We start from the raw sequence: 18,175 nt of genomic DNA, 5'->3' as shown, positions 1-18,175 counted from the left end.
ATGAAAAAGGGTGTCACTCGTTGGACACCCTCGTTTTTATGCTTCTAATTGCTCACGCCAATGATGTAGTGTTGCTCGCTCTTTTTCGGTAATGATACTAAGCTCTGTTGCTGTTTCGATGAGCGTATCGTAATCGGTGACGGTGTAGTATGGGACTTGTTCTTGCTGAAATGCTCGTTTGCCTTTTTGTAATCCGTATGTAAAAATGGCAACGACGCCAAGCACATGGCATCCTGCTTCGCGCAAAGCCCGCACAGCATTTAGCGAGCTGCCACCTGTTGAAATTAAATCTTCTACGACAACAACGCGTTGCCCTCGTTCGACTTTCCCTTCAATTTGTTTCCCTTTTCCATGTCCTTTCGCTTGACTACGCACATAACACATCGGTACATCGAGTCGTTCGCTCACCCATGCCGCATGGGGAATGCCTGCGGTAGCGGTGCCAGCGACAACTTCCACATTCGGAAAATGCGTACGAATAAGCGAAGTGAGTTCATCGGCAATCATCTTTCTCACCGCTGGGTACGCTAACGTCAGCCGATTGTCGCAATAAATAGGAGCTTGTATGCCGGAAGACCACGTAAATGGTTCGTTTGGGCTTAACGATACTGCACCGATCGAAAGCAATTGTTTTGCGATTTCTTTGTTCATCATTGTCCACCATCCCATTCTCGTTTTAGCCGTTCGTATGCCGCATATGGATTGTGCGCTTTTGTGATGCTTCGTCCGATGACGATATAATTTGTTCCAAGCTGTTTCGCCTCATATGGTGTTACAACGCGCACTTGATCGTCCGCTTGATCATCCGCAAAACGAATGCCTGGGGTAACGGTGATGAACGATGCGCCAAGTGATGCGCGAAGAAACGGCACTTCTTTTGCGGAACAAACGACGCCGTCAAGCCCACTTCGATATGCAAGGGTGGCGTAATGGAGCACCGTTTCATTCATCGTACGGTCGATCAACAATTCATCATGGAGCATTCGTTCGCTTGTGCTCGTTAGCTGCGTCACCGCGATGCAACGGGGACGCTTCATTCCCGGTGGCGTTCCTTCTTCTAATCCTTCGATCGCTGCGCACATCATCGCGCTTCCTCCTGATGCATGAACGTTCACTAAATCAATGCCTAATTTCGCCAATCCTTTCATTGCTCGTTTTACTGTATGCGGAATATCATGAAGCTTTAAATCTAAAAAAATATCGTGTCCGCGCTGCTTTAATTCGTCGATGATCGCTGGACCTTCTTGAAAATATAGCTCCATGCCGACTTTTAAAAAGAGCGATGTGTCAGAAAATAACTGCAAAAACGACCGCACTTCTTCCTTTGATGAAAAATCAAGTGCCACAATAAACGGTTTGTCCATTGTTCCAGCTCCTTCCCGTACATTCCGAAATATGATCGATACGTAGTTCATCTAAAAGAGGTGGCAAGTCGCGAATAATATGTGGACAAACGTACGGGTCGATAAAATTCGCTGTTCCAATCGCCACCGCGCTTGCACCAGCATAAAAAAACTCGATGACATCTTCGGCGCTTTGAATGCCGCCCATGCCGATAATCGGAAGCGATACTGCTTGGCTTACTTCATAAATCATTCGAATGGCAATCGGTTTAATGGCTGGACCAGATAATCCGCCTGTTCCGTTCGCTAAAATCGGCTTCCCTGTTTTAACGTCGATGCGCATGCCAACTAACGTATTAATCATCGTCAATCCGTCCGCGCCTGCTTGTTCAATCGCTTTCGCCATCGCGACGATATTGGTGACATTCGGTGATAGTTTCACATAAACAGGCACGTCCGACACTTCTTTTACCGCCCGCGTCAGCTCCGCAGCGACTTCTGGGACCGTTCCGAATGCGATGCCGCCCTTTTTCACGTTTGGGCATGAAATGTTTAACTCGAGCGCATGAACATTTGGCGCTTTTGATATGCGCTTGGCGACTTCTACGTATTCTTCCACCGTTGAGCCAGCGATGTTGGCGATAATCGGTACGTCGTATTGCGCTAACCACGGCAGTTCTTCAGCAAGCACATAATCAACGCCGGGATTTTGCAACCCGATCGCATTTAACATGCCGCTTGCCGTCTCGGCGACACGTGGCGTCGGATTGCCGAAGCGCGCGTCAAGCGTCGTCGCTTTAATCATAATTGCTCCGAGAACGCTTAAATCGTAAAATTTCGCGTATTCCCGTCCAAATCCGAAACAACCTGAAGCAGGCATAATCGGATTTTTTAATGAAAGTCCCGGCAATTCGACTGCTAATCGGTTCATAATACGACCTCCCCCGCTCGAAATACAGGTCCATCGCTACATACTTTTTTATATGCCGTTTCGCTGTTTGGCACGTGGCATACGCATGCAAAACAAGCGCCGACGCCGCAACCCATTCGTTCTTCTAATGACAAATATAGCTCTTTATGCGGAAATTGTTGTTGTAATGCTTTTAACATCGGCTTCGGTCCGCACGCATATAACACATGAAACGAAAGGGCGTGACGTTGAATGACGTCGGTAACAAATCCTTTCATGCCGTACGAACCATCTGCCGTTGCAACGTACGTCTTACCGAACGAAGCAAATTGTTGCTCGTAAAAGACGACATCTTTCGTTTGAAAACCGAGCACGACTGTGACACATACACCGTTTTTCACTAGTTGCTTTGCTAATTCATAGAGTGGCGGCACCCCGATACCACCACCGACAAGAAGGGCATGTTGCCCGCTTGAAAGAGCGGAAAGCGGAAAGCCGTTTCCGAGCGGACCGAGCACATCGAGCGACTCCCCAGGCTGTTTTTGCGAAAGGAGCGTTGTTCCTGCCCCTTCCGCACGGTAAATGATCGTACATTCTCCTGCTTCGTGATTAATGTCGCAAAGACTGAGCGGCCGTCTTAGTAACGGTTCACGATGTCCCACTTTAACATGCACAAATTGTCCGGGGGTGTGCATGCGCTGAACGAGCGAGCCGACAAGCGTTAATTCATAAATGCCTGTTGCGATTTGGTGGTTGGAGACGATTATCATATTTTCTCTCATACGCCCACCTTCTTTTCCGTCATTGCCGTTGTCGAAAACGTCATCGCTTCTAAAACGAGCAGCATCGCCTTCGCTGTATCGAGCGACGTTAAACAAGGAATGCCATTTTCCACCGCTTCGCGACGAATGCGGAAGCCGTCGCTTTCCGTTTCTTTTCCCTTTGTTAATGTGTTAATAACGACTTGTGCTTCGCCTTGGCGAATGACGTCAAGAATGTTTGGGGAACCGGTATGAATTTTATTGACGACAGTCACAGGAATGTTCGCTTTCCGCAACGTTTGCGCTGTGCCGTTTGTCGCAAGCAATTGATAGCCGATATTGTAAAAGCGGCGCGCGATATCAATCGCTTCTTCTTTATCTTTATCGGCAATCGTCAATAAGACGGCACCGTGCGGACGAATGTGGATGCCAGAAGCGACAAGCCCTTTATAAAGCGCCTTCGCAAACGTGTCGTCTTTTCCAATCACTTCACCCGTCGATTTCATTTCTGGACCGAGCGAAATATCGACGTTACGCAACTTCGCGAATGAAAACACAGGCGCTTTCACATATACCCCTTCGCTTTCTTCTTTTAATCCGGTGTAGTAACCAAGCTCGTTTAACTTTGCGCCTAAAATGACTTTTGTTGCGATGTTTGCCATCGGCACGTTCGTAATTTTACTTAAAAACGGAACGGTGCGGCTTGAACGTGGATTCACTTCTAACACGTACACATCGCCGTCATATAGTACGAACTGAATGTTTAACAGTCCAACGATGCGCAATCCTTTTGCCAACGCAATCGTATAGTCAACAATTTGTTGTTGAATGTCTTTTGATAACGTTTGTGGCGGATAGACGGCAATCGAATCGCCAGAATGAACGCCTGCGCGCTCAATATGCTCCATAATGCCTGGGATAAATACATCTTCCCCATCGGAAATCGCATCGACTTCAATTTCTTTTCCAATTAAATAACGGTCAATTAATACGGGATGTTGCGGATTCACTTTCACCGCATACTCCATATAATGTAGCAACTCTTCTTTTTTATAGACGATTTCCATCGCACGACCACCGAGCACATACGACGGGCGCACGAGAACAGGATATCCGATGTCTTCAGCGATGCGGACCGCTTCTTCAATGGAAAACGCTGTTTTTCCTTTCGGTTGCGGAATGCCGAGTTGCGCAAGCGTCCGTTCAAATTTGTCGCGGTTTTCGGCACGATCTAAATCTTCAAGCGATGTGCCGAGAATGCGCACCCCACGCGCCGCTAATTCCGCCGCTAAATTGATCGCTGTTTGCCCACCAAATTGGACGATGACGCCGATCGGTTGTTCTAAATCGATGACGTGCATCACATCTTCAATCGTTAACGGTTCAAAGTACAACTTATCGGAAATGCTAAAGTCGGTTGAAACCGTTTCTGGATTGTTGTTAATAATAATCGCTTCATATCCCGCTTCTTTAATCGCCCATACACAATGAACGGTCGCGTAGTCAAACTCAATTCCTTGCCCGATCCGAATCGGACCAGAACCGAGAACGACAACACTTTCACGCGTTGTAACAATAGATTCGTTTTCTTCTTCATATGTGCTGTAATAATACGGCGTTTCCGATTCGAATTCCGCTGCGCACGTATCGACCATTTTATATACCGGCGTAATGCAAGCGCGTTTCCGTATCTCATACACGTCTCGTTCAGTCATCTGCCAATATTTCGCAATCGCCACATCAGAAAAGCCCATTTCTTTCGCTTTTTTTAGTATGTCGATATTGCCAACATGTTCGCGTAAAACGGATTCGTACTTCACAATGCCTTCAATTTTTGTTAAAAAGAACGGATCGATTTGGCTCCATGCATGCACTTGTTCGACCGTTACACCGCGGCGAAACGCTTCCGCAATGTAAAATAACCGTTCATCGCCCGCTTTTTGAATACGCTTTTGTATCAATGCATCATCGACTTGTTCTTTTAATTCTAAATGATAGACGTTCGTTTCAAGTGAGCGCACCGCTTTTAATAGCGACTGTTCAAACGTGCGCCCGATCGCCATCACTTCCCCTGTCGCTTTCATTTGCGTACCGAGATGGCGGTTCGCTGATTCGAATTTGTCGAACGGAAAGCGCGGAATTTTTGTGACGACGTAATCGAGCGTTGGCTCAAAGCAAGCGTACGTTTTTCCTGTGACTGGATTCATCATTTCATCAAGCGTTAAACCAACGGCAATTTTTGCGGCAAGCTTCGCAATCGGATACCCTGTCGCTTTTGATGCAAGCGCCGATGAGCGACTCACGCGCGGGTTCACTTCAATGACGTAATATTGGAAGCTGTGCGGATCAAGGGCAAGTTGAACGTTGCAGCCCCCTTCTATGCCGAGCGCGCGAATGATGCGCAGCGAGGCGTTGCGCAATAGCTGATATTCACGATCGCTTAACGTTTGACTTGGCGCGACGACGATGGAATCGCCCGTATGAATACCGACGGGATCAATATTTTCCATATTGCAAACGACGATGGCGTTGTCTTTCGAATCGCGCATGACTTCGTATTCAATTTCTTTATAGCCTGCGATACTTTTTTCTAATAAACATTGATGAACGGGGCTCATTTTTAAGCCGCTTGAAACGATATCGACAAGCTCTTCTTCGTTCGTACAAATGCCTCCGCCTGTTCCACCGAGCGTAAATGCCGGGCGAACGATGACCGGATATCCGATTTGTGAAACGAACGCATACGCCTCTTGTAAACTATGTACGATGGAACTTTCTGGCACCGGCTCGCCAAGCTCGTTCATAAGGGCTCGGAATTGTTCACGGTCTTCCGCTTTTTCAATCGCTTCTAATTTCGTGCCGAGAATTTCAACACCGCACTCTTCAAGCACTCCTGCTTTTGCTAATTCGACCGCTAAGTTTAATCCCGTCTGTCCGCCAAGCGTCGGCAAAATGGCATCGGGCCGTTCTTTCCGAATGACGCGCGAGACAAATTCGAGCGTTAACGGTTCCATGTATACTTTGTCAGCAATTTGTGTATCGGTCATAATCGTTGCCGGGTTGGAGTTGACGAGAATGACTTTATATCCTTCTTCTTTTAACGCTAAACATGCTTGCGTCCCCGCATAATCGAACTCCGCTGCTTGCCCGATGACAATCGGTCCAGAACCGATGACGAGAATCGTTTCAATATCTTGACGTTTAGGCATGGACGACACCTCTTTCTTTTTTAAACTGTTCAATCATCGCAATAAAATCGTCGAATAAACCGTTTGCGTCTTCTGGACCTGGCGACGCTTCCGGATGATATTGCACGGTAAACGCAGGAACGTCGCGGTGGCGAAGCCCTTCAATCGTTCCGTCGTTTAATGCGATGTGCGTCACTTCTAGCCGTGTGTGACGAAGCGACTGCTCTGTAACGGTATAGCCGTGATTTTGTGAAGTAATTGCTACTTTTCCTGTTTGGAGATGTTTCACAGGGTGATTGGAACCTCGATGACCGAACTTCATTTTTTCTGTATTCGCCCCACAAGCGAGTGCAAATAGTTGATGACCGAGACATATACCAAAAAGTGGAACGTTACCAAGTATGTGTTGAATCATGTCAATCGCTTCTGGTACGTCTTTCGGATCCCCAGGTCCGTTCGATAACATGACACCGTCGGGATGCCATTGCAATACTTCTTCGGCCGTTGCGTTGTACGGTAACACGATGACATCGCAATGGCGTTTATTTAATTCACGCAAAATGCCGTGCTTCATGCCAAAGTCGATTAAAACGATGCGATGGCCACGCCCTGGGCTAACGTATGGGCTTTTTGTCGATACGCGTTTCACTTGATCGCGCGCAAGCTCCGTTTCTTTTAAATAAGCGACTGCCTCCGTCACAGACACGTCCATGTCGCAAATCATCCCTTTTAACGTGCCGTATTGACGAATAATGCGCGTCAGTTTCCGCGTATCGACACCTGCTAAGCCGGGGATATTTTTCATGCGCAAATATTCGTCAATCGTTAGCTCACTTCGCCAATTGGACGGAGATAGGCACGCTTCTTTCACAATAAATCCAAACACATGCGGTTCGATTGATTCGAAATCGTCGCGGTTGACGCCGTAGTTTCCGATCAATGGATACGTCATCGTTACGATTTGTCCGCAATACGACGGGTCCGTTAAAATTTCTTGATATCCTGTCATTCCTGTGTTAAAAACGACTTCACCGACTGTTTGTCGTTCACTTCCAAACGCTTCGCCAACAAAACGTGTACCATCTTCTAAAATGAGTTGTCGTTTCATTCTCCTCTTCCTTTCTGCCAAACCATTTTTCCAGCTACAATCGTCATCGTTGGCCACCCTTTACATGTCCAGCCTGCAAACGGTGTATTTTTTCCTTTCGATACAAACGTGTTTGGATCAATGGCTTGTTCGATATGTAAATCGATAACGACGAAATCTGCTTTGGCGCCAACTTTTAGTTCCCCGCCGTCAATGCGAAACGTCTCGGCTGGTTTTTTTGAAAGCCAGTCAACAAGCTGTTTTAACGTACATATTCCTTTTTCAACAAAATGCGTATATAAAAGCGGAAAGGCCGTTTCTAATCCGACGATGCCAAACGGTGCAAGCACCATCCCTTCGCTTTTTTCTTCCTTTGTATGTGGCGCATGATCGGTGGCAATAAAATCAATCGTTCCATCAAGCAATCCTTCGATTAACGCCTGTTGATCTTCTTTCGTTCGCAACGGTGGATTCATTTTAAAGTTCGCATCTAACATTGGGATGTCTTCATCACAAAGCAGTAAATGGTGCGGAGTCACTTCAGCAGTGACGCGAATTCCTGCTTGTTTCGCCTCGCGCACGATGCGCACCGACTGTTTCGTGCTTATATGACAAACGTGGTAGTGACACCCGGTTGCTTCGGCTAGCAACACATCGCGGGCAATATGTACCGATTCACAAACGGAAGGAATGCCAGAAAGTCCATACCGTTTTGCAAATGAACCGTCGTGTACGCATCCTTTATATGTGAGCGTTTCGTCTTCACAATGTGCGACAATAGGCATATCGAGAGCTGCCGCTTGTTGCATCGCTTCATACATGATGCGCGCGCTTTGCACGCCAACGCCATCGTCTGTAAACGCAAACGCTCCTGCTTCTTTTAAGGCCGCGAAATCGACAAGCTGTTTTCCTGCTTGGCGCACTGTAATCGAAGCATACGGTAAGACGCGCACGTGCGCCGTTTCGCGAATGCGGTTCACGAGCCACTCCATTTGTTGTTTCGTATCAGGTACTGGTTTTGTGTTTGGCATCGCTGCAATCGTTGTAAATCCACCTTTTGCCGCAGCGAGCGTACCTGTCGCGATCGTTTCTTTATGCTCGCCGCCCGGCTCACGTAAATGAACGTGTACGTCGACAAATCCTGGCGCGACAAATTGCCCATCCACATCAATGACTTCATCACCGGCGTCTGCATGAAGGTCATGTGCGATTCGAACGATACGACCTCCAGCAACTTTTATATCCGTCTGTATAAGTTCACCTTGCTCATTAAGCAAACGCGCACGTTTGAAAATGATAGCCATGTTTCGCTCCCCCTTTTTGTAATGCTCGTTTTAAAACAGCCATGCGCACGTATACGCCGTTTTCCATTTGTTTAAAAATGCGTGATCGTTCACATTCAACGAGTTCACTTGCGATTTCTACATCGCGATTGACTGGAGCCGGATGTAAAATGATGCTCGTGTTTTTCATTTGTTTTTCTCGCGCGATCGTTAAACCGTACTGTTCATGATATTGCTCTTTCGTCCATCCCATTTTTTCTTCATGACGCTCGTGCTGAATGCGAAGGAGCATGACGACGTCTGCTTCTTTCACTGCCGTGTCAAGATCGACGTATGTGCCGTACGGATTCGTTATATCTTGCCACTCAGGAGGGCTGCAAAAGAAGACGTTTGCGCCGAGCCTTGTTAATATTTCAGCATTCGAACGTGCTACTCGGCTATGACGAATGTCACCGACAATGGCAACATTCAGTCCGATAAATGTGCCAAATTGTTGACGAATCGTCAGTAAATCTAATAACGATTGCGTCGGATGATGACCGCACCCGTCGCCTGCATTAATGATCGGAATATCAATCGTATGGCGCAATGGTTCAAAGTAATGATCGGATGGGTGGCGAATGACGACCGCTTCCACACCGATCGCTTGCAACGTCCGAATCGTATCGTACAACGTTTCTCCTTTTTGGACGCTCGACATCTCTGCATCAAACGGAATGACTTCAACCCCAAGTTTTCGTTCCGCTATTTCAAAACTACATTTTGTGCGCGTGCTCGGCTCAAAAAATAAGTTGGCAACAAACGTTTGTTTATTGACTTTCCACGTGTCACCGTTCGCAAATCGTTCCGCTTCATGCAAAATGGCGAGCACTTCATCAACCGAGAGTTCTGCTAACGTTAGTAAATGCATATAAACTCCTCCTTTTTAGTAAAAAAACACCTTGCCGAGCGAGGCAAGGTGTTTACAAGCATGAGGAAAGAGACCGTTTCGATGAACGGATTTCCTCTAGCACACCTTTGTAAGCCTCGCTGGACTTCTTTTAAAAGGTGTGTTATGCGACATCATGTTTTTGTTCAAATACGCTATCCGACACTTTCGGGCGACCAGGCAAAATGAGGTTTAATACGATACCTGTGATTGCCGCAAGCGCCATACCGTGCACTTCAAATTGTTCTGATACTTTCACAACCGCATCCCCGATGCCGATGACGAGAATAACTGATGAGATGACTAAGTTTCGTTTGTCACCAAAGTCGATTTTACTATCGACAAGCATGCGCAAACCTGAAGAAGCGATAATTCCGAACAGTAAGATCGATACGCCACCCATGACCGGCGTCGGAATCGAGCTAATAAGCGCCGTCACTTTTCCTAAAAATCCGAACGCGATCGCCAGCACAGCCGCACCAGCTAACACATATACGCTATATACGCGCGTAATCGCTAACACGCCGATATTTTCTCCGTATGTCGTCTTTGGCGGACCGCCGATGAGGGCTGAAATCATCGTCGCTAATCCATCACCGAAAATCGAGCGATGTAAACCTGGTTCTTTAATGTAATCGCGCCCAACGACTTTGCTTAATACGAGCTGATGACCGATATGTTCAGATAATGTCACAATGGCTACAGGCACCATCAAAAGCACAATATCGAGCGTCACGCGTACATCGTAATGAACGAACGGTAACAAGAAATCAGGCGTCTCAATCCATTTTGCTTTTGCCACCCCTGATAAATCGACGACGCCGACAGCTAACGCGTACACGTAGCCGACGATAATGCCCATCAAAACAGGTACTAAGCTAAACATTCCTCTTGATAAAATCGAAAACATAATCGTTGCAGCAAGCGTCACAACTGCAACAGAAAAGTGCGTTAAGCTATACTTTCCATCTGGGCCGTTCATCGCCATGCTGACGGCAACGTTTGCTAATCCTAAGCCGATGACGATAATGACCGGACCGACGACGATCGGCGGAAGTAAATTCATAATCCAACGATAACCTGCTTTTTTAATCGCTAAAGCGACGATGCCATATACGAGACCGGCTAAAAAACTTCCGATCATCGCCGCACCCGGACCACCAGCTGCTTTCGCTGCAATAATTGGCGTAATAAACGCGAACGATGAGCCGAGGTAAGCAGGTACTTGCCATTTTGTCACGATTAAAAAGGCGATTGTACCGAGTCCGCTTGAAATGAGCGCCATCGCTGGACTTAACCCGACCAAATATGGCACTAAAATGGTGGCACCAAACATCGCAAATAAATGTTGTAAACTAAGTGTAACAAGCTGTCCGAAAGAAGGAACATCTTTCACGTCTAATACTGGTTTATTCATCTTCTCTCTCCCTTTCTTTTTATTAAAAAACCCTCTTTGTCCGTACGAAGGCACAAAGAGGGTATAGGAAACGAATCCCCTTTGTCAGCCTCGCTGGACTGCCTTTAAAAAGGGTGCTTTATTCATGTATGCTCACTTGATCGATGTCGTCCACTTCTTTTAATTCGACGACAATTCTTTCTGCGCTTGATGTCGGGATGTTTTTGCCGACGAAATCGGCACGAATCGGCAATTCGCGATGACCGCGGTCAACGAGAACAGCTAATTGAATTTGCGCCGGGCGACCGAGATCCATAACGGCATCCATGGCGGCGCGCACCGTTCGGCCTGTAAATAATACGTCATCAACTAAAACGACTTTTCGATTTGTAACGGAAAATGGGACGTCCGTTCCTTTCACAAGCGGTTCACGATCGTCTGTTTTTACTGTTAAATCATCACGGTATAACGTAATATCTAACTCGCCAACAGGAATAGACGTTCCTTCAATTTGTTCAATGCGTTCAGCTAATCGTTTTGCTAAGTAAATGCCGCGCGTTTTAATACCGATGAGGACGCAACCGTCAATCCCTTTATTGCGCTCAATAATTTCGTGAGCAATGCGCGTCAACGCGCGTCGAATCGCTTGTTCGTCTAATACAATTGCCTTTTGCATCGTTCCACCTCCATACAAAAAACCCTCTCACCGTTTGGCGAGAGGGTATATGTAGGCATACGTCACCTAAATCCGACACCTTCTCAGCCTCACGGGACTGAACTTAAAGGTCTTTGTTCACTTGAACTCATTGTACGTTTCTTTTTTTCGTTTGTCAACGATTATTTCGCAACATGTCGAGCAATCGCTCAAATTCGTGAGGAATCGGGGCTTCAAACTGCAAATATTCGCCCGTGCGCGGATGTTGAAATCCTAATACGCCAGCGTGAAGCGCCTGTCCGTCAATCGGCAACGTTTTGCGTGGACCGTATTTTGGATCTCCGGCAAGCGGATAGCCAATGTATTTCATATGCACACGAATTTGATGCGTCCGCCCTGTTTCAAGCTGACATTCAACGAACGTATAATGTTCAAATCGTTCGAGGACGCGAAAATGTGTCACCGCTTCTTTTCCGTTTTCCACAACGGCCATGCTTTGACGATCGCGTGGGTCGCGCCCGATTGGGGCATCAATCGTCCCGTAATCGTGCGGAATGACACCGTGAACGATCGCGACATATTTGCGCGTCACCGTTTTGTTTACAAGTTGATTGACAAGCGACTCATGCGCCAAATCGTTTTTGGCAATCATTAATAAACCGGACGTATCTTTATCGATGCGATGAACGATGCCCGGTCGAAGCACACCGTTAATGCCGGAAAGGTCTTGACAATGTGCAAGTAACGCGTTAACAAGCGTCCCGTGCATATGACCTGGCGCTGGATGAACGACCATGCCGCGCGGCTTATTGACAACGAGCACGTCCGCATCTTCGTAATAAATATCAAGCGGAATTGGCTCCGGTGCGACATCTAACGGCTCCGGACTCGGAATGGAAATGACCACTTCATCATCGACATGGCATTTGTAGTTCGGTTTCACCGCTTTACCGTTCACGAGCACATGCCCTTCTTTTAACCATTGTTGTACTTGAGAACGCGACCATTGTTCATTTAGTTCAGCAATGACTTTATCAATGCGCTCTCCATCGTGTTGTTCTTCAATCGTGAGTTGAATTTGCTCCATCGCTCATTCCCTTTCGTTGTTTTTCTTCGGTCCATGTATAAATAAACATGAGCGCAACACCGATTGTCAATGCTGCATCGGCGACGTTAAAAATCGGGAAGCTATAATTGAAAATATACGTATGCACAAAATCGACAACTTCTTTTCGAAATACGCGATCAATAAAGTTCCCGAGCGCGCCGCCAAGCATCAATCCAAGCGCGATGCCAAACAGCCGTTGCGTCGGTTGCAACCGTTGAATGTATATGACGATGCCGACAACGACGACAATTGTAATCAAATAAAACAGCCAAAATTGTCCTTGCAACATGCCCCATGCCGCTCCACGATTGCGATGCGATGTCATATATAACACGTTTTCAATAATCGGAATGCTTTCGCCTAATTCCATATAGCGAACGACGAGCCATTTCGTCCATTGGTCAATCAATATCACGACAAAAGCAAGCAAATAATATAACATTATACCCCTCCAAAGCGAAATTCTTTTTCATTTTATCACAAACAATCCCGTTACAGAAAACTTACAAGACTTTATAAAAAACTTATAAAAGTCTATGTTTCCTTCCTTGTTCATCGCGCCCGATTTCGCGAAAAGCTACTCTCGTTTCTTTGACGCTCCGAAGGCTTCACTTCCCCACTAACGTATGGGTACATGTTGTGCTTTACTTGGCATAGTTTTTCAAGTTGATGCTTGCGTTGAGGTCGCGATCCATTTCTATCCCGCAAGCTTCACAGCGATACGTCCGTTCGGATAAAGAAAGCTTCTCTTTTACATGACCGCAACAGCTACACTTTTTGCTTGACGGATAAAACCGATCCGCCACGATCAACTCGATCCCATGCCATGCACATTTGTACGTCATTTGCCGCTTGAACTCGTGGAATGTTTGTTGTTGAATCGCTTTCGATAGCTTGCGATTTTTTAACATGCCACTTGTATTCAAGTCTTCCATCACGACATACGCTGGCTTGGTTTTCACCAACGTCGTGGTGATGTGGTGGGTATAGTTTAGCTGGGTATTTTTTAGCCTTCGGCGTTTTTTCAAAACAAGGAATTCTAGTTTCTTGATGTTTTCCGTTTTTCTGTAACGGAATTCCCCCCTTTCTGTTTGGATTTTGTTCATTTCATATTTTCGCGATATTTTTCTTTGCATTCGCTTCATTTGTTTTTCAAGCTTTTTCACTTGAGGCATGTGATGGATGTTAGGAAATGTCATCCCATTGCTGACGGTAGCGAACGATTTTACTCCCAAATCAATACCAATGCCTTCGTTGTATGTTCCATGTTTCACTTCCGCTTCCTCTACACCGACCGTTAAAAACCAATGAAGTCCGTCAAACACGATGCGCGGATTGACATACTTTATATGTGCACCGTGAGGAATACGTCCTCTTTCAGCAAGACGGATCCAATTGAATGTCTGTCTATTTTTCTTTTTAGAAGGCGTCAGTTTTTCTAGTTTCACATGCGTGTCGGTGATTTTGATTTTCGATGTATCTTGATAAAAGCTCGGTCGCGTTCGTTTTTTCGTTTTAAACTTTGGAAACTTCGCCCGTCCTTCAAAAAAGTTTTTGTAAGCTTGACACGCGTCTTTGATCGCTTGTTTTGTGATGTTGTTTGAGAATTGATTGAGCCAACTGTACTCTTTCGTTTGTTTGAGCTGCGTTAATCTTTTTCTTAGTTCGCCATCACTTAAAAATTTGCCACCTTGTTTATCATTTTCTTGTTGTTGCGCTAATGCAAAGTTATACGCCCATCTGGCAACACCTGCGCATTGAAAAAGCTTCGTCTTTTGCTTATTGTTGGGCAGAAGCATGACTTTGTACGCGCGAATCATCTTCTCCCAGCCCCTTTTTGACTTTTTTTACATAAAATGATCATCAGATTTTTACAAAATTTTTATAAATATTTATACATTTATCATGAACAGTCAAAAACCCCCTTGAAAGAGAGGGGGGATATGTGTTATTGCTTGACAATTGTCGCACAACGTGGACATAGCTCTGGGTGGTCTGCATCTTCGCCGACTGTCGGTGTAACGACCCAGCAACGTGCGCACGTTTTTCCTTCCGCTTGTTTGACGACAATCGCTGTTTTCGTAAATGTTTGCGCCTCGTTCGGTGCATCAGCAAACGTTCCACCAATCGAAAACGCGGAAACGATTAATAGCTGTTTCATATCTTCTTCAATTGAATCGATGAGCGCTTTCGTGTCGTCAGTCGGATATAAAATGACGTGCGCCGTTAGCGACTTGCCGATTAGTTTTTCATTGCGTGCCACTTCTAGCGCTTTTAATACTTCATCGCGCAATTCCATAAACGCATCCCATTTTTCAACGATGCGATCGGCATCATCAATATGCACGGCTTCTGGCATATCGACAAGCTGTACGCTTTCTTCTTTAACGTGTGGAATGTACGACCACACTTCATCTGCCGTATGCGGTAAAATTGGCGCAACAAGTTTCGTTAACGCTACAAGCGTTTCATACAACACCGTTTGAATTGAACGACGTTCATGATTATTGGCTGCTTCGATGTACAACACGTCTTTTGAAAAATCGAAGTAAAAAGCGCTTAAATCGACGGTGCAGAAGTTGTTTATTTCATGGTAAATCGTCGCAAATTCATACGTTTCATACGCTTGTTTTACTTTTTCGATGAGACGATTTAATTTAATGAGCATGTAACGGTCCACTTCGCGCAACTGCTCGATCGCTACCGTATGTTCTGCAGGATTGAAATCGAATAAGTTCCCGAGCATGAAACGGAACGTGTTGCGAATTTTACGATATACTTCTGCGACTTGTTTTAAAATGTTGTCAGAAATGCGCACGTCCGCTTGATAGTCGACAGAAGCAACCCAAAGACGCAAAATGTCGGCACCAAGCTGTTCCATGACTTTTGCTGGTACGACGACGTTGCCGAGCGATTTGCTCATTTTTCGTCCTTCGCCATCTAGTACGAAGCCATGGCTTAATACGCCTTTATACGGCGCTTTTCCGGTAACTGCAACCGCGGTGGAGAGCGATGAGTTAAACCAGCCGCGATATTGGTCGGACCCTTCTAAATAAAGATCTGCTGGACGTTGTAAATCGTCCCGTTCTTCTAGTACCGCTTGATGGGAAGAACCAGAGTCGAACCAAACGTCCATAATATCTGTTTCTTTCGTAAAGCGTCCGTTCGGGCTACCTGGATGCGTAAACCCTTCTGGGAGCAAATCTTTCGCTTCGCGCTCAAACCAAACGTTTGAACCGTATTGGCGGAACAAGTTCGATACGTGTTCAATCGTTTCGTCTGTAATAATCGGTTCACCGTTTTCCGCATAAAAGACTGGAATCGGTACGCCCCACGCACGTTGGCGCGAAATGCACCAGTCGCCACGATCGCGAATCATGTTGTGGATGCGAATTTCACCCCATGCTGGCACCCATTTCGTTTCTTCGACAGCTTTCAATAATTGATCGCGAATTTTGTCGATGGACGCAAACCATTGAGCTGTCGCACGGAAAATTGTCGGTTGTTTCGTCCGCCAATCGTGCGGATACGAGTGCGTAATAAACGATAGTTTTAATAAAGCACCTACTTCTTGTAGCTTTTCTGTAATCGCTTTGTTTGCGTCATCGTAAAACATGCCGGCAAACCCTGGCGCTTCTTCCGTCATATAGCCGCGCTCATCGACAGGGCAAAGAACACCTAAACCGTATTTTTGACCGACGATAAAGTCGTCTTCCCCGTGTCCTGGGGCCGTATGAACGCAACCGGTTCCGGCGTCTGTTGTGACGTGTTCGCTACAAATGACGAGCGAATCACGGTCGTAAAACGGATGTTTCGCAACGACGTATTCGAGTTCGCTTCCTTTCACTGTTTTTAATACAGTCACATGTTCCCAGCCAATTTCTTTTTGTACCGATTGTAATAACTCCGATGCAACGACGTATTTGCCACCATCTGCCTCAACGACGCTATATTGCAACTGTGGATGCACAGCGATACCTAAGTTCGCTGGAATCGTCCATGGCGTTGTCGTCCAAATGACGATTTTTTCGTCGCCATCAAGCACCCCTTTTCCGTCTTTGACAGGAAAAGCGACGTAAATCGATGGGGAACGTTTGTCTTTGTACTCGATTTCCGCTTCGGCAAGCGCCGATTCGCTTGATGGAGACCAATACACAGGCTTTAATCCTTTATAAATTAATCCTTTTTTCGCCATTTCACCAAACACTTTAATTTGTTGTGCTTCATATTCTGGCGTTAACGTAATGTAAGGATTGTCCCAATCGCCGCGCACACCAAGGCGTTTAAATTGTTCGCGCTGGCGGTCAATTTGCTCGTATGCATATTGCTCACATAACTTACGAAACTCCGCAACGCTCATTTCTTTCCGATTGACGCCTTTATTTTTCGTCAGCGCCGTTTCAATCGGCAAGCCATGCGTATCCCAGCCCGGTACGTACGGGGCACAATAGCCGCTCATTGACTTATAGCGAACGATAAAGTCTTTTAAAATTTTATTAAGGGCATGTCCCATATGAATGTCGCCGTTCGCATACGGCGGTCCGTCATGCAATACGAAAAGCGGGCGATCTTTTGTACGCTCTTGCACTTTACGATAAATGTCCATTTCATCCCATTTTGCTTGCATTTGTGGTTCACGTTGTGGAAGATTTCCGCGCATCGGGAAATCCGTTTTTGGCATGAGTAACGTATCTTTGTAATCCATTTTGTTTACCTCCTTTTATGTAAATAAAAAAACCTTCCCATGCCCAAAAGGGACGAGAAGGTCTCGCGGTACCACCCTTGTTGACTATGTAAACATAGCCCACTTGACATTCGTAACGGGAATGACGCGCCGTGGCCTACTATTTGTTCAGCACGGAACTCCGGGGTGATTTTCATTCTTTCGCTTATGCCGAGCTTCCACCGCCCTCGGCTCGCTGTAATAAGCTGATGAAAGAACTACTGTCCCCTTCATCGTTTTTGCGATATAACTGTATTCGATATTATAGGCAATCACAATAGCCATCGTCAAGACTCTGTTATTTCTTGTACCGCTTCATCATCAAGCTTGTAATCTAATAAATGATCCCAGTCGCCGCTATTTAACATATCAAGCTGCGCTTCAATTAACATTTTAAAACGATTGCGGAACACTTTCGCTTGACGCTTTAGTTCTTCCACTTCCATCGCGATTTTTCGCGTTTTTGCGAGCGCCTCACTAATGATGCGATCTGCATTTTTCTCCGCCTCTTTAATGATGAGCTTCGCTTCTTTTTGCGCGTTTCGCTTCACTTCTTCGGCTGTTTCTTGCGCAATTAAAATCGATTTATTTAACGTTTCTTCGATATTTGTAAAATAGTTGAGTTTTTCCGTCAGCTCTCGCACTTTTTCCTCAAGCTGCTTTTTTTCACGCAAAATCATTTCATAGTCTTTAATGACTTGATCTAAAAACTCGTTCACTTCATCTTCATCATATCCGCGAAAGCCTCGGCTAAATTCTTTATTATGAATATCTAACGGCGTTAATGGCATGC

The 18,175-nt window shown here is 45.9% G+C and carries 15 protein-coding genes and 1 other annotated feature; all 15 genes read right to left on the bottom strand.

Features of this window, described 5'->3' with window-relative positions; translation table 11 throughout:
- Positions 1–36: 36 nt before the first annotated feature.
- Complete coding sequence (gene pyrE / locus LD028_RS12625; protein ID WP_237812038.1) at positions 37–651, bottom strand: orotate phosphoribosyltransferase; 615 nt, start codon at positions 649–651, stop codon at positions 37–39.
- Positions 651–1,364 (bottom strand): orotidine-5'-phosphate decarboxylase, encoded by a 714-nt coding sequence (gene pyrF / locus LD028_RS12620; RefSeq protein ID WP_237812020.1) that lies wholly within the window; start codon positions 1,362–1,364, stop codon positions 651–653. The genes pyrE and pyrF overlap by 1 nt, the downstream gene beginning before the upstream one ends.
- Complete coding sequence (locus LD028_RS12615; protein ID WP_077429474.1) at positions 1,336–2,274, bottom strand: dihydroorotate dehydrogenase; 939 nt, start codon at positions 2,272–2,274, stop codon at positions 1,336–1,338. Before LD028_RS12615 ends, pyrF begins: the two co-directional genes overlap by 29 nt.
- Positions 2,271–3,035, bottom strand: a complete 765-nt coding sequence (locus LD028_RS12610; protein WP_237812019.1) for a dihydroorotate dehydrogenase electron transfer subunit — start codon at positions 3,033–3,035, stop codon at positions 2,271–2,273. Before LD028_RS12610 ends, LD028_RS12615 begins: the two co-directional genes overlap by 4 nt.
- The gene (carB, locus tag LD028_RS12605) at positions 3,032–6,223 is read right to left on the bottom strand and encodes a carbamoyl-phosphate synthase large subunit (protein WP_237812018.1); all 3,192 of its coding nucleotides are present in this window, start codon (positions 6,221–6,223) and stop codon (positions 3,032–3,034) included. Before carB ends, LD028_RS12610 begins: the two co-directional genes overlap by 4 nt.
- Entirely contained in the window at positions 6,216–7,310 is a 1,095-nt protein-coding gene (locus tag LD028_RS12600) for a carbamoyl phosphate synthase small subunit (protein ID WP_237812017.1), read from the bottom strand. The genes carB and LD028_RS12600 overlap by 8 nt, the downstream gene beginning before the upstream one ends.
- The gene (locus tag LD028_RS12595) at positions 7,307–8,593 is read right to left on the bottom strand and encodes a dihydroorotase (protein WP_237812016.1); all 1,287 of its coding nucleotides are present in this window, start codon (positions 8,591–8,593) and stop codon (positions 7,307–7,309) included. Before LD028_RS12595 ends, LD028_RS12600 begins: the two co-directional genes overlap by 4 nt.
- Positions 8,559–9,482 carry an aspartate carbamoyltransferase catalytic subunit gene (locus LD028_RS12590; protein WP_237812015.1) on the bottom strand — a complete coding sequence of 308 codons (924 nt, stop codon included), beginning with the start codon at positions 9,480–9,482 and terminating at the stop codon, positions 8,559–8,561. Before LD028_RS12590 ends, LD028_RS12595 begins: the two co-directional genes overlap by 35 nt.
- 142 nt (positions 9,483–9,624) lie before the next feature.
- A complete protein-coding gene (locus tag LD028_RS12585) occupies positions 9,625–10,917 on the bottom strand; it encodes a solute carrier family 23 protein (RefSeq protein ID WP_237812014.1) in 1,293 nt (430 codons plus the stop codon).
- Between the two features lie 118 nt (positions 10,918–11,035).
- A complete protein-coding gene (pyrR, locus tag LD028_RS12580) occupies positions 11,036–11,572 on the bottom strand; it encodes a bifunctional pyr operon transcriptional regulator/uracil phosphoribosyltransferase PyrR (RefSeq protein WP_035020978.1) in 537 nt (178 codons plus the stop codon).
- Positions 11,573–11,726: 154 nt separating this feature from the next.
- The gene (locus tag LD028_RS12575) at positions 11,727–12,638 is read right to left on the bottom strand and encodes an RluA family pseudouridine synthase (RefSeq protein ID WP_237812013.1); all 912 of its coding nucleotides are present in this window, start codon (positions 12,636–12,638) and stop codon (positions 11,727–11,729) included.
- Positions 12,613–13,101 carry a signal peptidase II gene (lspA, locus tag LD028_RS12570; RefSeq protein WP_237812012.1) on the bottom strand — a complete coding sequence of 163 codons (489 nt, stop codon included), beginning with the start codon at positions 13,099–13,101 and terminating at the stop codon, positions 12,613–12,615. The genes LD028_RS12575 and lspA overlap by 26 nt, the downstream gene beginning before the upstream one ends.
- 202 nt (positions 13,102–13,303) lie before the next feature.
- The gene (locus LD028_RS12565; RefSeq protein WP_237812011.1) at positions 13,304–14,479 is read right to left on the bottom strand and encodes an RNA-guided endonuclease InsQ/TnpB family protein; all 1,176 of its coding nucleotides are present in this window, start codon (positions 14,477–14,479) and stop codon (positions 13,304–13,306) included.
- 128 nt (positions 14,480–14,607) lie between these two features.
- Positions 14,608–17,364: an isoleucine--tRNA ligase gene (ileS, locus tag LD028_RS12560; RefSeq protein ID WP_237812010.1), complete on the bottom strand. Its 2,757-nt coding sequence runs from the start codon at positions 17,362–17,364 to the stop codon at positions 14,608–14,610.
- A gap of 45 nt (positions 17,365–17,409) precedes the next feature.
- Positions 17,410–17,625: a binding site (T-box leader), on the bottom strand.
- A gap of 44 nt (positions 17,626–17,669) precedes the next feature.
- Entirely contained in the window at positions 17,670–18,173 is a 504-nt protein-coding gene (locus LD028_RS12555) for a DivIVA domain-containing protein (protein WP_006321477.1), read from the bottom strand.
- Positions 18,174–18,175: the final 2 nt, after the last annotated feature.

This window comes from Anoxybacillus sp. LAT27, from assembly GCF_022030075.1.
Lineage (GTDB): Bacteria > Bacillota > Bacilli > Bacillales > Anoxybacillaceae > Anoxybacillus > Anoxybacillus kestanbolensis.
This window is presented reverse-complemented; position numbering and strand designations above follow the sequence as displayed.

Bases quoted from the DNA above. Each gene is read 5' to 3' on its own strand.
- pyrE (WP_237812038.1), bottom strand. From the start codon at position 651: ATGAACAAAGAAATCGCAAAACAATTGCTTTCGATCGGTGCAGTATCG.
- pyrF (WP_237812020.1), bottom strand. From the start codon at position 1,364: ATGGACAAACCGTTTATTGTGGCACTTGATTTTTCATCAAAGGAAGAA.
- LD028_RS12615 (WP_077429474.1), bottom strand. From the start codon at position 2,274: ATGAACCGATTAGCAGTCGAATTGCCGGGACTTTCATTAAAAAATCCG.
- LD028_RS12610 (WP_237812019.1), bottom strand. From the start codon at position 3,035: ATGAGAGAAAATATGATAATCGTCTCCAACCACCAAATCGCAACAGGC.
- carB (WP_237812018.1), bottom strand. From the start codon at position 6,223: ATGCCTAAACGTCAAGATATTGAAACGATTCTCGTCATCGGTTCTGGA.
- LD028_RS12600 (WP_237812017.1), bottom strand. From the start codon at position 7,310: ATGAAACGACAACTCATTTTAGAAGATGGTACACGTTTTGTTGGCGAA.
- LD028_RS12595 (WP_237812016.1), bottom strand. From the start codon at position 8,593: ATGGCTATCATTTTCAAACGTGCGCGTTTGCTTAATGAGCAAGGTGAA.
- LD028_RS12590 (WP_237812015.1), bottom strand. From the start codon at position 9,482: ATGCATTTACTAACGTTAGCAGAACTCTCGGTTGATGAAGTGCTCGCC.
- LD028_RS12585 (WP_237812014.1), bottom strand. From the start codon at position 10,917: ATGAATAAACCAGTATTAGACGTGAAAGATGTTCCTTCTTTCGGACAG.
- pyrR (WP_035020978.1), bottom strand. From the start codon at position 11,572: ATGCAAAAGGCAATTGTATTAGACGAACAAGCGATTCGACGCGCGTTG.
- LD028_RS12575 (WP_237812013.1), bottom strand. From the start codon at position 12,638: ATGGAGCAAATTCAACTCACGATTGAAGAACAACACGATGGAGAGCGC.
- lspA (WP_237812012.1), bottom strand. From the start codon at position 13,101: ATGTTATATTATTTGCTTGCTTTTGTCGTGATATTGATTGACCAATGG.
- LD028_RS12565 (WP_237812011.1), bottom strand. From the start codon at position 14,479: ATGATTCGCGCGTACAAAGTCATGCTTCTGCCCAACAATAAGCAAAAG.
- ileS (WP_237812010.1), bottom strand. From the start codon at position 17,364: ATGGATTACAAAGATACGTTACTCATGCCAAAAACGGATTTCCCGATG.
- LD028_RS12555 (WP_006321477.1), bottom strand. From the start codon at position 18,173: ATGCCATTAACGCCGTTAGATATTCATAATAAAGAATTTAGCCGAGGC.